This is a genomic window from Pseudoxanthomonas daejeonensis, from assembly GCF_010093205.1.
In the GTDB taxonomy this organism is placed as follows: domain Bacteria; phylum Pseudomonadota; class Gammaproteobacteria; order Xanthomonadales; family Xanthomonadaceae; genus Pseudoxanthomonas; species Pseudoxanthomonas daejeonensis.
The window spans coordinates 133,574-145,176 of sequence record NZ_PDWN01000005.1 but is presented as its reverse complement, the minus strand read 5'-3'; the positions used below and the strand labels follow the sequence as shown (position 1 = coordinate 145,176).

At 68.8% G+C, this 11,603-nt stretch carries 11 protein-coding genes; 4 read left to right on the top strand and 7 right to left on the bottom strand.

What is annotated here, in order from left to right; all coding sequences use genetic code 11:
* Positions 1 to 10 precede the first annotated feature (10 nt).
* From CSC65_RS16135 to CSC65_RS06775, 3 genes are all read left to right on the top strand, one after another.
* Complete coding sequence (locus tag CSC65_RS16135; RefSeq protein WP_202922839.1) at positions 11 to 172, top strand: hypothetical protein; 162 nt, start codon at positions 11 to 13, stop codon at positions 170 to 172.
* Positions 173 to 176: 4 nt separating this feature from the next.
* Positions 177 to 857: an ion channel gene (locus CSC65_RS06780; RefSeq protein ID WP_162409749.1), complete on the top strand. Its 681-nt coding sequence runs from the start codon at positions 177 to 179 to the stop codon at positions 855 to 857.
* A gap of 85 nt (positions 858 to 942) precedes the next feature.
* The gene (locus tag CSC65_RS06775; RefSeq protein WP_162409747.1) at positions 943 to 2,817 is read left to right on the top strand and encodes a sulfotransferase; all 1,875 of its coding nucleotides are present in this window, start codon (positions 943 to 945) and stop codon (positions 2,815 to 2,817) included.
* A gap of 40 nt (positions 2,818 to 2,857) precedes the next feature.
* Here the strand turns inward: CSC65_RS06775 and CSC65_RS06770 are convergent, their stop codons facing one another.
* The 3 genes from CSC65_RS06770 to CSC65_RS06760 form a co-directional block, all read right to left on the bottom strand.
* Positions 2,858 to 3,964 carry an HDOD domain-containing protein gene (locus tag CSC65_RS06770; protein WP_162409745.1) on the bottom strand — a complete coding sequence of 369 codons (1,107 nt, stop codon included), beginning with the start codon at positions 3,962 to 3,964 and terminating at the stop codon, positions 2,858 to 2,860.
* Between the two features lie 261 nt (positions 3,965 to 4,225).
* Positions 4,226 to 4,759: an inorganic diphosphatase gene (ppa, locus tag CSC65_RS06765; protein WP_162409743.1), complete on the bottom strand. Its 534-nt coding sequence runs from the start codon at positions 4,757 to 4,759 to the stop codon at positions 4,226 to 4,228.
* A gap of 143 nt (positions 4,760 to 4,902) precedes the next feature.
* Positions 4,903 to 6,930, bottom strand: a complete 2,028-nt coding sequence (locus CSC65_RS06760) for a sodium-translocating pyrophosphatase (RefSeq protein ID WP_162409741.1) — start codon at positions 6,928 to 6,930, stop codon at positions 4,903 to 4,905.
* A 324-nt stretch (positions 6,931 to 7,254) separates the two neighbouring features.
* Here CSC65_RS06760 and CSC65_RS06755 point away from each other — a divergent pair, with 324 nt between their 5' ends.
* The gene (locus CSC65_RS06755) at positions 7,255 to 7,770 is read left to right on the top strand and encodes a hypothetical protein (protein ID WP_162409874.1); all 516 of its coding nucleotides are present in this window, start codon (positions 7,255 to 7,257) and stop codon (positions 7,768 to 7,770) included.
* Between the two features lie 57 nt (positions 7,771 to 7,827).
* Here CSC65_RS06755 and CSC65_RS06750 read toward each other — a convergent pair whose 3' ends face one another.
* The 4 genes from CSC65_RS06750 to CSC65_RS06735 form a co-directional block, all read right to left on the bottom strand.
* Positions 7,828 to 8,781: a hypothetical protein gene (locus CSC65_RS06750; RefSeq protein WP_162409739.1), complete on the bottom strand. Its 954-nt coding sequence runs from the start codon at positions 8,779 to 8,781 to the stop codon at positions 7,828 to 7,830.
* Between the two features lie 192 nt (positions 8,782 to 8,973).
* A complete protein-coding gene (locus CSC65_RS06745; protein ID WP_162409737.1) occupies positions 8,974 to 9,417 on the bottom strand; it encodes a VOC family protein in 444 nt (147 codons plus the stop codon).
* Between the two features lie 74 nt (positions 9,418 to 9,491).
* Positions 9,492 to 10,283: a helix-turn-helix domain-containing protein gene (locus tag CSC65_RS06740; RefSeq protein ID WP_162409735.1), complete on the bottom strand. Its 792-nt coding sequence runs from the start codon at positions 10,281 to 10,283 to the stop codon at positions 9,492 to 9,494.
* 4 nt (positions 10,284 to 10,287) lie between these two features.
* A complete protein-coding gene (locus CSC65_RS06735) occupies positions 10,288 to 11,553 on the bottom strand; it encodes a 6-phosphofructokinase (RefSeq protein ID WP_162409733.1) in 1,266 nt (421 codons plus the stop codon).
* Positions 11,554 to 11,603: the final 50 nt, after the last annotated feature.

Sequence of the window (11,603 nt, the reverse complement as noted above, 5' to 3'; positions counted from 1 at the left end):
AGGAGCGGCAATGAGTGCAGGCAGCAGCGTGGTCAGGGCGGGCATCGGCTTCGGAACGGCCCTGGCGATCACCATTTCGTGGACGGCCAACAAGTCGCTGCTGTGGGTGCTGATCCACGGCATCCTCGGCTGGATCTACGTCGTCTACTACGCGCTTTTCAAACACTTCTGACGCGATGGCCCTGTTCTCGCACCTTCGCTGGCTGGTAAGGGCGCGGCGCCATCCGTCGGCGCTGCTGCTGGCCGTGCAGCTGGCCGGGGTGCTGCTGTATCCGGTCATGGAACAGGCTGCCGCCGGTCGTGCGCTGTTCGGCGCGTTCGGCATCGTGGTCCTGTTGCTGGCGGTATGGGTGGTCAAGCGCAGCCCGGCCCTGGGCTGGGTGGCCTGGTGCCTGGCGATGCCGGCGGTGCTGCTGTCCATCGCCGCGGCGGTGCTGAACATGCAGGCCCTCACCGCGATGTCGCAGGCGCTGGAAAGCCTGCTGTACTTCTACACGGCGGCCAGCCTGACCGCCTACATGCTGGCCGACCATGAGGTCACGCGCGACGAGCTGTACGCCTGCGGCGCCACCTTCACCCTGCTCGCATGGGCCTTCGCCTTCGCCTTCTCGGTGTGCCAGATCGTCAACCCCGGCAGCTTCGTGGCGGCGTCTGATGCCCCGCAGCGCACCTGGATGGAGCTGCTGTACCTGAGCTTCAGCCTGCTTTCGGGAGTGGGCCTGAGCGACGTGGTGCCGGTCCTGCCGCAAGCGCGCGCACTGGCCATGCTGGCCCAGTTCGCCGGGGTCATGTACATCGCGCTGGTGGTCTCGCGCCTGATCGGCCTGACCATCCTGCACCGGCAAGGAAAGGGCTGAACCGCGACCGGACCGTGTCCACAGGCACGTGCCGGCGACGGCGGCATTTGCGAAACTGCGCGTTCCGCAAGCATCCCAGTCCGCCATGAAACTGCAGGTTCCCTTCCTCCAGCTGCCCGTCCTGTTCGATGCCGACGCCCTGGCTCGCGAGGTGGCCGCGGTGGATCCTCGCTGGTGGCGTGGACGAACCCAGCAGGACGATGGCAACAGCGCGCTGACCCTGATCACCACGCATGGCGACCCGGACAGCGACGAGCTCAGTGGCCCCATGCGGCCGACCCCGGCGCTGGCGGAATGTCCCTACCTGCTGCAGGTGCTCGAACACCTCGGAGCGACGTGGGGCCGTGCGCGCCTCATGCGGCTTTCCGGCCAGGCCGAAGTGCGCGCACACGTGGACATCAACTACTACTGGCGCGAACGCATGCGCGTGCACGTGCCGATCGTGACCACGCCATCGGTGCGATTCCAGTGCGGCGAAGGCGAAGTGAACATGGCCGCCGGCGAGTGCTGGATATTCGATACCTGGCGACGCCATCGGGTGCTCAACGGCGGCAACGAGACGCGCATCCACCTGGTCGCCGACACCGTCGGTGGGGAAGGCTTCTGGGACCTGCTCGCGCAGGCCCGGCCGCCGGGGACCCATCGCGCGGACTGGGAGCCTGTCCGATTCGCTCCGCAGGCGGGACGCGCGGCGCCGTCGCTGGACCTGGAGAACTTCAACGCCCCGGCGGTGATGTCGCCGTGGGAGCTGCGCGAGCACATCGTGTTCCTGCTCGGCGAAGCGGTATCCGATCCGCGGCTTGGCCCGGTGCAGCAGGCGCTGCTGCGTTTCGCCCGCCGCTGGCAGGCGCTGTGGGCCGTGCACGGCGACCGCGGCGAAGGCCTGCCGCGCTACCAGCGCCTGCTCGACGACATCCGCCTCGAACTGGACGCGCTGGGTGCCGGCCAGGTCGGCCTCAAGAACGAGCTGGGCTTCCTGCAGGCGCTGGGATCGCATGTGCTGGACATGGCGTTGGCCACGGCCGCCGACGAGTCCAGGCTGGACCGGCATGGCGAGCCGGCCATCGGCGTACATGCCGGCGCGGCGGTGGTGCCCGATCGCGCTGCGTCCACGCGGGCGAATGCGGGCGACTCCCTTTTTGACCGGCCACTGTTCATCGTCAGTCCGCCGCGCTCAGGCTCCACGCTGCTGTTCGAAACCCTGGCTGCTGCACCGGCGCTGTATTCGCCAGGCGACGAGAGCCATTCCCTGATCGAGGGCGTTCCGGGGCTGGGGCCGGGGGCACACGGTTGGGATTCCAATCGCCTTCAGGCCGCCGATGCCACCGCCGAGGCCGCCGCGACGCTGCGCGAACGCTTCTTCCGCCAGTTGCGCGACCGCGACGGACGGTCCCCAGCGGTCGCCCCGTTGCGCATGCTGGAGAAGACGCCGAAGAACGCGCTGCGGATCCCGTTCCTGCGCACGGTGTTCCCGGAGGCGCGCTTCGTGTTCCTGTACCGCGATCCGCGGCAGGTGCTCGGCAGCATGATCGACGGCTGGCGCTCGGGGGATTTCGGCATGTACCCGAACCTGCCGGGCTGGGATGGGCCGACCTGGTCTTTCCTGTTGACGCCGGGATGGCGCGAAAGCAACGGACAGCCGCTCGAGGAAGTCGTGGCCCGCCAGTGGGCCGCCGCCACGCGGATCCTGCTCGACGACCTGCAGGCGCTGCCCGCTGGCAGCTGGACCGGCATCCGCCATGACGCATTCCTCGCCGCACCCCAGCAGGAGGCATCGCGCCTGTGCGCGTGGGCCGGACTGGAATGGGATCGGGAACTGGGTGCCGAGCTGCCGCTTTCGCGCTACACGCTTACCGCGCCCAGTCCGGACAAGTGGCGGCGACACGAAACCGCCATCGAAGCGCAGCGTTCGATCTGGGAGCCGGTTGCCGCGCGCGCGGAAGCGCTTCTGCGCGGGTGACCGTCGGACCGCAAGCCGGGGTGGGTAGCCTCGGGCCCGATCAGGCCGCCATTGCCGTTGCGTTGAGCGACTCGGCGTAGTCGCGCCACTCGCCCAGGCGCGAAAGCGCGCCGGCACGCGACAGGTAGGCCTCGTCGGGTTCCTCGCCGGCGGCCAGGGCCATGGCCACATGCACCGCACCGGTGACCCAGAAGCTGCGGGTGCTCGAGCGCGCGGGGGTGCGATGGAACGCCACCGCCTCGATGATCGGCATCGGCAGGCCCCACAGGCCCAGCAGGTAGGCACCCGCTTCGGCGTGTCCCGGACGCGTGTCGCCTTCCACGAAGGGCTCGCGTTCGTCGCGCACACCTGGCAGCAGCAGGCCGATGTCGGCCAGCAGCGCGGCGGTGGCGCCGAGTTCGGCGCTGGATTCGGGCAGCATGCGCTTGGCCAGGCGGGTGGCCATCAGCGCGCGCGCCTGGAGCGCGGCGCGATCCACGCCGGCCACGCCGGGCAGCGAGAAGACCTCGCTGGCCAGGACCAGGTCGCGCAGGGTGGCGATGCCCAGCCGGGTGACGGCGGCGCGCAGGTCGGTGATCGTGCGGCCATTGGAGAAGTAGGCCGAGTTGCACAACTGCAGCACCTTGGCCGCGATCGCCGGATCGCCGGACACCAGCTGTGCGATCTGGGCGGCACTGGTGTGCTCGTCGGTCTCCAGGGCATTCATCAGCCGCAGGTAGAGCTGCGGCGGCGAAGGCAGCTGTTCGACCCGGCCGATGCGCTCGCGCAGTTCCGGGTTGTCGAGCAGCTCGCGCAGTTCTTCCAGGCTTCCGATCGATTCCAGCAGCAGTTCGGGTGCCAGCGGGGCGGGCAGGAAGCGGTGGGCCAGGCCGATGATCCGCGCCGGCGGGTTCTGGCCGCCGTCGATGACGGCCACGCGCGAGGCTTCGGCGCGCAGCGTGCGGACCTGGCCGAGCAGGGTGGCCGCGGGCATGTCCGGAAGCGTCGGTGCCACCAGGATCACGTCGACCGGCGCGGCCGAGACGCGCGCCATGGCGGTGCCGGCCTCCGTGCAGCGTTCGACTTCCCAGTCCGCGCCCAGCTCGGAGACCAGCTCGACCAGCGTGGCGGGGAATACGGTGTCATCGCCGACGAACAGAATGCGCACGGAAACCTCCCTGGGGGGCAAGACGGGATTGGCGCGCCCCTACGGATGCCGGACGCTCGTAGGCCGGTATCGGTCGCGGGAACCGGAAGTTGAGCCGGTCGCGGCGGTTCGCTCGCCCCGGCGTGCGGATCTGTGCGCCAGTTCCGCTTTGAGCCGCGAAGCGCAGTGCCGGGTCCGGCGCCGCGTTCGGGATTTGCCGCCAGGCGTCGATCGACAACCTGACGGACCGGCACCGGCGGGCACCGGTGCCGCCAGCCTGGATCAGGCCTTGTCGGCCGCGCGCTGCATCGATTCGCGCAGGATCTGCTTGGCCTCGACGGCGTTGCCCCAGCCATCGAGCTTGACCCACTTGCCCTTCTCCAGGTCCTTGTAGTGCTCGAAGAAGTGGCCGATGCGCTCGAGCCAGTGCGGCGAGACCTGGTCGATATCCTCGACGTGGGCGTAGCCGGAGAACACCTTGGACACGGGCACGGCGAGGATCTTCTCGTCGCCGCCGGCCTCGTCGGTCATCTTCAGCACGCCGACCGGACGGCAGCGGACCACCGAGCCGGGGATCAGCGGCAGCGGCAGCACCACCAGCACGTCGGCCGGATCGCCGTCGCCGCACAGGGTGTTGGGCACGTAGCCGTAGTTGCACGGATAGCGCATCGGCGTGGAGAGGATGCGGTCGACGAAGATCGCGCCGCTTTCCTTGTCCACTTCGTACTTGACCGGCTCGGAGTCCTTCGGGATCTCGATGATGACGTTGATTTCGTCCGGCGGGTTGCGCCCGGAATTGACCTGGTCGAGGCCCATCTGCTGCTCCGTGGAAACTGCGGTTGAAGAGGGCCGGCATTTTACGCCTTTGCCTGTTGCGCCGCACAAAGCCGGGAGCCGGGCGCTCCGGAAACGCGAAGCCCCGGCCAGGCCGGGGCTTCGTTTCCATCAGAATCAATAACTTACAGAAGAGGAACCAGCATCAGCGCGACGATATTGATGATCTTGATCAGCGGGTTGATCGCCGGGCCGGCGGTGTCCTTGTACGGGTCGCCGACCGTGTCGCCGGTGACCGCGGCCTTGTGCGCCTCGCTGCCCTTGCCGCCGAAGTGGCCGTCCTCGATGTACTTCTTGGCGTTGTCCCAGGCGCCACCGCCGGTGGTCATCGAGATCGCCACGAACAGGCCGGTGACAATCGTGCCGATCAGCAGGCCGCCCAGCGCCTTGGGCCCGAGCAGCAGGCCGACCACGATCGGCACCGCTACCGGCAGCAGCGAAGGCACGATCATTTCCTTGATCGCCGAGCGGGTCAGCATGTCCACCGCGCGGCTGTAGTCCGGCTTGGCCGTGCCCTGCATGATCCCGGGGATCTCGCGGAACTGGCGGCGCACTTCCTCCACCACCGAACCGGCGGCGCGGCCCACCGCTTCCATCGCCATCGCGCCGAACAGGTAGGGGATCAGTCCGCCGATCAGCAGGCCGATGATCACCGTGTGGTCGGACAGGTCGAAGGTGAACACCTCGCCCGGATTGCTGGCCTGCAGGTTGTGGGTGTAATCGGCGAACAGCACCAGCGCGGCCAGTGCGGCCGAACCGATCGCGTAGCCCTTGGTCACCGCCTTGGTGGTGTTGCCGACCGCGTCCAGCGGGTCGGTGACATTGCGCACTTCCGGCGGCAACTCGGCCATCTCGGCGATGCCACCGGCGTTGTCGGTAATCGGCCCGTAGGCGTCCAGCGCCACGATCATGCCGGCCATCGACAGCATGGCGGTGGCGGCGATCGCGATGCCGTACAGGCCTCCGTGCAGGTGGGCGAACCAGATCGCGGCGCACACCGCCACCACCGGCAGTGCGGTCGACTTCATCGACACGCCCAGGCCGGCGATGATGTTGGTGCCATGGCCGGTGGTCGAGGCCTGTGCCACGTGCTTGACCGGCGCGTACTGGGTGCCGGTGTAGTACTCGGTGATCCAGACGATCAGGCCGGTCAGGACCAGGCCGATCAGCGCGCAGACGTACAGGTTGAACGCGCCGTGCGCGTTGTCGGCCATCAGCGAGGTGGTGATCGGCCAGAACGCGATAGCCGCCAGCACGCCGGACACGATCACGCCCTTGTACAGCGCGCCCATGATCGAGCCGCCGGCCTTCACCTTGACGAAGAACGCGCCGATGATCGACGCCACGATCGACACGCCACCCAGCACCAGCGGGTACAGCACCGCGTTGCGGCCGACCTCGTCGATCATCAGCCCGCCCAGCAGCATCGTCGCGATCACCGTGACCGCATAGGTCTCGAACAGGTCGGCGGCCATGCCGGCACAGTCGCCGACGTTGTCGCCGACGTTGTCGGCGATCACCGCCGGGTTGCGCGGGTCGTCCTCGGGGATGCCGGCTTCGACCTTGCCGACCAGGTCGGCGCCCACGTCGGCGCCCTTGGTGAAGATACCGCCGCCCAGGCGGGCGAAGATCGAGATCAGCGACGAGCCGAAGGCCAGGCCGACCAGCGCATGCAGGTTGTCGGCCAACGACAGGCCCAGCCGCTGCAGCACCCAGTAGTAGCCGGCCACGCCGAGCAGGCCCAGTCCGACCACCAGCATCCCGGTGATCGCGCCGCCGCGGAACGCCACGTCCATCGCCGGACCCAGGCCGCGCCGCGCCGCCTCGGCGGTGCGCACGTTGGCCCGCACCGAGACGTTCATGCCGATGTAGCCGGCGGCGCCGGACAGCACCGCGCCGATGGCGAAGCCGATCGCGGTGTACCAGCTGAGGAACACGCCGACCAGCACGAACAGCACGACGCCGGCCACGGCAATGGTCAGGTATTGACGGTTGAGGTAGGCGCGCGCGCCTTCCTGGATGGCAGCGGCGATCTGCTGCATGCGCTCGTTGCCCGCCGGTTGCGCCAGGATCCAGCGTGCGGACACGATGCCGTAAAGGATTGCAAGGACAGCGCAGAACAGAGCCAGCGCCAAACCGTATTGTTCCAGCATGAACCCCTCCCAAGGTTGATAAGTGCCACCCAGTGGACGGGTGAACAGGAGGGAACGCCGGGTGAGTCGTGAAGCACTGGAGCGGACCCGTAACCGAGGCGCATCACATCGTGTTCAACATCCCTGGAGCAACCCGAGTATGCCCGCTGCAGCGGCCTGAAGGCCACATGGCGTTCATGCAGGCGGTGACAGGATCTGCATTCCCACGCATGGAATCCGATGTCCGTGACCGCGATCCCCGTTCCGCCAGAGCGCTCCGGCGCGAGTTCCACCGGCCGTACCGTCAGCGTTGCCGCCGCCGATCGGGCCCAGCGCCATGGCGACGTGTTCCGCCAGGCGGTGCTGCTGGCCGTGCTGGTGGCGGTGGCCGCGGTCGCTTCGCCATTGCAGGCCCAGGCCATGAAGGCCGAACGCGAGCAGGCCGGCGCTGCGCAGGCGGTGGGCGCGTTGCATTCGGTGCGGACGATCCCGGAAGCCTGCACCCGGCTCGAGGGCGTCTTCACCGGCGATGCCGCGCAGCCCTACCGGATGCAGGCGGTGCAGACCGCACCCACCTGCCAGCCGCGTGCCCGTTACGTGGAAGCGGCGCAAGCCAGGCCTTCGCAGGCCAGCGGGTGGATCCTCAACACCCTCACCCGGATCCCCGACGCCAGCTGCCCCTCGCGGCAGGCCGTGGTCCGCGTGTGGCGCAAGCCGGTGGCGCAGGACCTCGCCCGCGACGGCCAGGGCCAGGTGCGCATCTACCTGCAGGATGCCCAGAAGCAGGCCGCGGCCGGGCAGATGCGCGAGCTGCCGCAGTACAGCGCGCAGATGGAAGTCGTCGGCGCGTCCTGCCGCTGACCATCGCCACCGCCACCCGGACCTACTCCGCGTGGCGGCGGAAGATGGCGTTACCCACTAGAGCGCGTCCGTGGCCTCGCCGGCTTCCAGGTCGGTAACTTCCGGTGGGGCAGCCCCATTGGGGGGTGTTCCCGCCGCATCCACTGGTGCTGCGGGGGTTTCCGCAGTGCCGTGTCCATGGTCCTCGCTTGTGGCTGCTTCCGTGGCCGACATGCCGGTGGGACCGGTTGCGATGGCGACCTCTGCCGGCGCTCCGGCCACCGGTTCGACGGCGCGATCCGCCACATCACCAGGCGGTGCTGGCGACAACGGGTCCACGTACTGCGCGGGAATTGCCGCGACTTGCTCCGGCAACAGGCCATACTGCTCCTTGGCGAGAACATGGACGCAGGTCCATCCCAGATGCTGCGTCACGTCCTTTAGCAGTCGCGCCTCCTGCTCCAGCAACTGGTCGCGGCTGGGCGGATTGGCGTGCTCCTTGGTGTGCGCGCCGCAAGCCATGCTGGCGAGAGGGCGGCCGGTCCTTGTATCGATCAGCTGCGTCTGGACGTTGTAGCCCATCCAGTAATTGTCCCAGTTGCTCGGGAAATAGATGAACTGCCAACCCGCCGAGCGGACATCGAAAACGAAGTCCGCTTCGGGGTGCAGGGCTGCGAGGTCCTTCGGCTTCTTGGCCTTGCTGGCCACCGCATCTGGCTCCAACACGATGGCGCCATAACGGTCGGCCAGCGCCTGGGCCAGCTGCCTGCGGACCAGGATGGCGGGGTCTTCCACGCCGTTCTCGTCGACGATGTTGTTGCCGGCAGAGACCATCGCTGCCGTCCCAAGCAGGCCGAGTGTCGCCTTGCCGGCCGTAAAAGCGATAAAGGAGGGGCGCTCATGCACGGTCAGCGCGATGGTCTTGCCCTGGAGGGTGGCGGCGTCCAATTCGGACAGCGCGATGGGTTTCTCTTTCGCGGAAGCCGTTGCAGCACACAGCAACAAGCCGGCTCCCCATGCAGCCTTGATCATCTTCGGTTTTCCCCCTGAAACGTGCTGTCTTCGGGACAGCGTCCGTCGTTGCTGCACCCACGCATCCGACTTTCGCGGATATGCATGTGCTCCCCAGGCCAACGCTAGTGCATTGTTGCCGTCGTTGGAAAGGGGGGTGACCTCAAGAAGGGGTGGCAACCAGGCGCGGAGAGGAAGAGGAGGGCGGTGGCCTCAGCCCTGCGCCATCAGCGCCGCATAGCGCCGCTGCATTTCCTCCGGGGTCACGTCCTCGATGCTGTGGCCGATGCTCCAGCGGTGGCCACAGGGGTCGATGACCACGCCGGAGCGTTCGCCGTAGAACGCGTCGCTCGCGGCGCGTTCCAGGGTGGCGCCGGCGGCGATCGCGCGGCGGATGGTCGTGTCGGCATCGTCGACATGCAGGTGCAGGGTGGCGCTGTGACCATGGGACGGGTCGGGGCGGCGGATGCCCAGTTCCGGGAATTCTTCGCAGAGCATCAGCGTGGTGCCACCGAAATCGACTTCGGCGTGGCCGATGCGGCCACCCGGCTCGACCAGGCGAAACATCTCGGTCGCATCGAAGGCTTCCCGGTAGAACGCGATGGCGCGCGCTGCGTCGGCGACGCACAGGTAGGCGAACAGTTCACGGCTGGCCATGGCGATCAACTCCGGTGGTGGTGCGCGCAGGATGCGGCCGTGCAGGCCGGCGGTCTTGGAAAAAACTGACCGGCTCAGCCGGTAAGCACGTGGCGCGGGTGCAGGCGTGCGCGCTCGTAGGCACGCGCGGGCAGCCCTGCGAATTCGCGGAAGTCGCGCGCCAGGTGCGCCTGGTCGCAATAGCCGTGATCCAGTGCCAGCGTGCCCCAGTCCGTGCCTTCGAGGTCCAGCTGCGCCAGCACGCGCTGGAAGCGGCGCAGCCGCGCGTAGCGCTTGGGCGCCAGGCCGGTCGCATCGCGGAAGCGGGCGATGAAGTGGCGGTGGCTGCACCCGGCGCCGGCCAGCAGCACGTGCAGGTCCTCGCCTTCGTCGAGCCCGGCAATGGCACGGGTGACATGCGACGGCAGCGGCTCGACCGGCCGCAGCTGGGCGAGCAGGGTGCTTTCGAGCGCGTGCAGGCGCGCTTCCGGCGTGGTCGTGGCCGCAAGCTCGCGCTGCAACGCATCGACCGCATCGCCCCAGAATTCGCGCAGGGGCGCGTGCCGTTCGGCGATCGCCGTGGCCGGCACGCCGAACAGCGCCTGCGACGCGCCCGGCAGCAACTGCGCGCCGACCGTGCAGCACGGCTCGGCGCGCTTGGCGTAGTAACGGCTGCGTGCGCCGCAGACCACCGCCGCGGCGACCGCTTCGCCTTCCTCGTCGTCGCGGCTGGCGTACAGCCGCAAGGCTGGTCCGTCGATGCGCACCGCCAGGTGCATCTCGCCGGAAGGAATGACGTGTTCGCGCCGCGCGCGGGTCGACTGGCCGACCCACAGGTTGCCGACGTACGGCCGCAAAGCGGCCGGCAGCGGCGCGCGCGCGGTCATGCCATCAGCCTTCCCAGGCCGGCAGCTTCTTCTTCACCGCCACGTTCTTCAGGGTCACGTACTTGGGCAGGCCGTCGCGACCCCAGGGCAGCGGCGCCTCGCCCTGGATCAGCGGCTGCAGGTACTCACGTGCCTTCGCCGTGATGCCGAAGCCGTCCTTGCGGATGAAGCTCGCCGGCATGGTCTTCTCGTGGTTGGCGACCTTGTGCAGCGGCGCCGGCTCGATCTTCCAGCGGTACGGCGCGCTGGAACTGCGCACGATCACCGGCATCACCGAGTTCATGCCCTTGAGCGCGTACTGGACCGCGGCCTTGCCGACCGCCTGCGCCTGCCCCCAGTCGGTCTTGGAGGCGACATGGCGCGCCGAGCGCTGCAGGTAGTCGGGCAGGGTCCAGTGGACCTTGTAACCGAGCTGGTCTTTTACCTTGCCGGCCAGGTACGAGGAAACGCCGCCGAGCTGGGCATGGCCGAACGCATCCTTGCCGCCGCCGGCGTCGGCGACGAACTTGCCGTCGGCGGTGCGGATACCCTCGCTGGCCACGACCACGCACCAGCCGACCTTCTTCACCACCTTGTCGACCTGGGCCAGGAAGGCGGCTTCGTCGTAGGCGCGCTCGGGGAACAGGATGATCTGTGGCGCCTCGTCCGGCGACTGCCCGGCCAGGCCGGCGGCGGCGGCCAGCCAGCCGGCATGGCGGCCCATCGCCTCGTAGACGAAGACCTTGGTCGAGGTCTCGGCCATGGCGGCCACGTCCAGCGCGGCCTCGCGCACCGACACGGCGGTGTACTTGGCGGCCGAGCCGAAACCCGGGCAGGTGTCGGTCACGGCCAGGTCGTTGTCGATGGTCTTGGGCACGCCAATGCAGGTCAGCGGATAGCCGAATTCGGCCGCCAGCTGCGAGACCTTCCATGCGGTGTCGGCCGAATCGTTGCCGCCGTTGTAGAGGAACCAGCGCACGTCGTGGGCGCGCAGCACGTCCAGCAGCCGCTCGTACCTGGCCCGGTCGGCCTCGACCGACTTGAGCTTGTAGCGGCAAGACCCGAACGCCCCGCCCGGGGTGTGGGCCAGCGCGGCGATCGCGGCGGCCGACTCCTTCGAGGTGTCCACCAGCTCCTCGCGCAGCGCGCCGAGGATCCCGTTGCGCGCGGCGAGCACCTTGACCCCGCGGGCCCGCGCCTCGCTGATGACCCCGCTGGCCGTGGCGTTGATGACGGCGGTGACGCCGCCGGACTGGGCGTAGAGCAGGGTGCCTTGCGTGGCCTTGGGCATGGATCGGGTTCCTCGGAGGCGGGACATTTTTGGGGACAGCGCCGCGGATG

Excerpts from the sequence above, each read along its gene's own strand:
- CSC65_RS16135 (WP_202922839.1), top strand. The coding sequence starts at position 11 with ATGAGTGCAGGCAGCAGCGTGGTCAGGGCGGGCATCGGCTTCGGAACG.
- CSC65_RS06780 (WP_162409749.1), top strand. The coding sequence starts at position 177 with ATGGCCCTGTTCTCGCACCTTCGCTGGCTGGTAAGGGCGCGGCGCCAT.
- CSC65_RS06775 (WP_162409747.1), top strand. The coding sequence starts at position 943 with ATGAAACTGCAGGTTCCCTTCCTCCAGCTGCCCGTCCTGTTCGATGCC.
- ppa (WP_162409743.1), bottom strand. The coding sequence starts at position 4,759 with ATGGGCCTCGACCAGGTCAATTCCGGGCGCAACCCGCCGGACGAAATC.
- CSC65_RS06760 (WP_162409741.1), bottom strand. The coding sequence starts at position 6,930 with ATGCTGGAACAATACGGTTTGGCGCTGGCTCTGTTCTGCGCTGTCCTT.
- CSC65_RS06750 (WP_162409739.1), bottom strand. The coding sequence starts at position 8,781 with ATGATCAAGGCTGCATGGGGAGCCGGCTTGTTGCTGTGTGCTGCAACG.
- CSC65_RS06745 (WP_162409737.1), bottom strand. The coding sequence starts at position 9,417 with ATGGCCAGCCGTGAACTGTTCGCCTACCTGTGCGTCGCCGACGCAGCG.
- CSC65_RS06740 (WP_162409735.1), bottom strand. The coding sequence starts at position 10,283 with ATGACCGCGCGCGCGCCGCTGCCGGCCGCTTTGCGGCCGTACGTCGGC.
- CSC65_RS06735 (WP_162409733.1), bottom strand. The coding sequence starts at position 11,553 with ATGCCCAAGGCCACGCAAGGCACCCTGCTCTACGCCCAGTCCGGCGGC.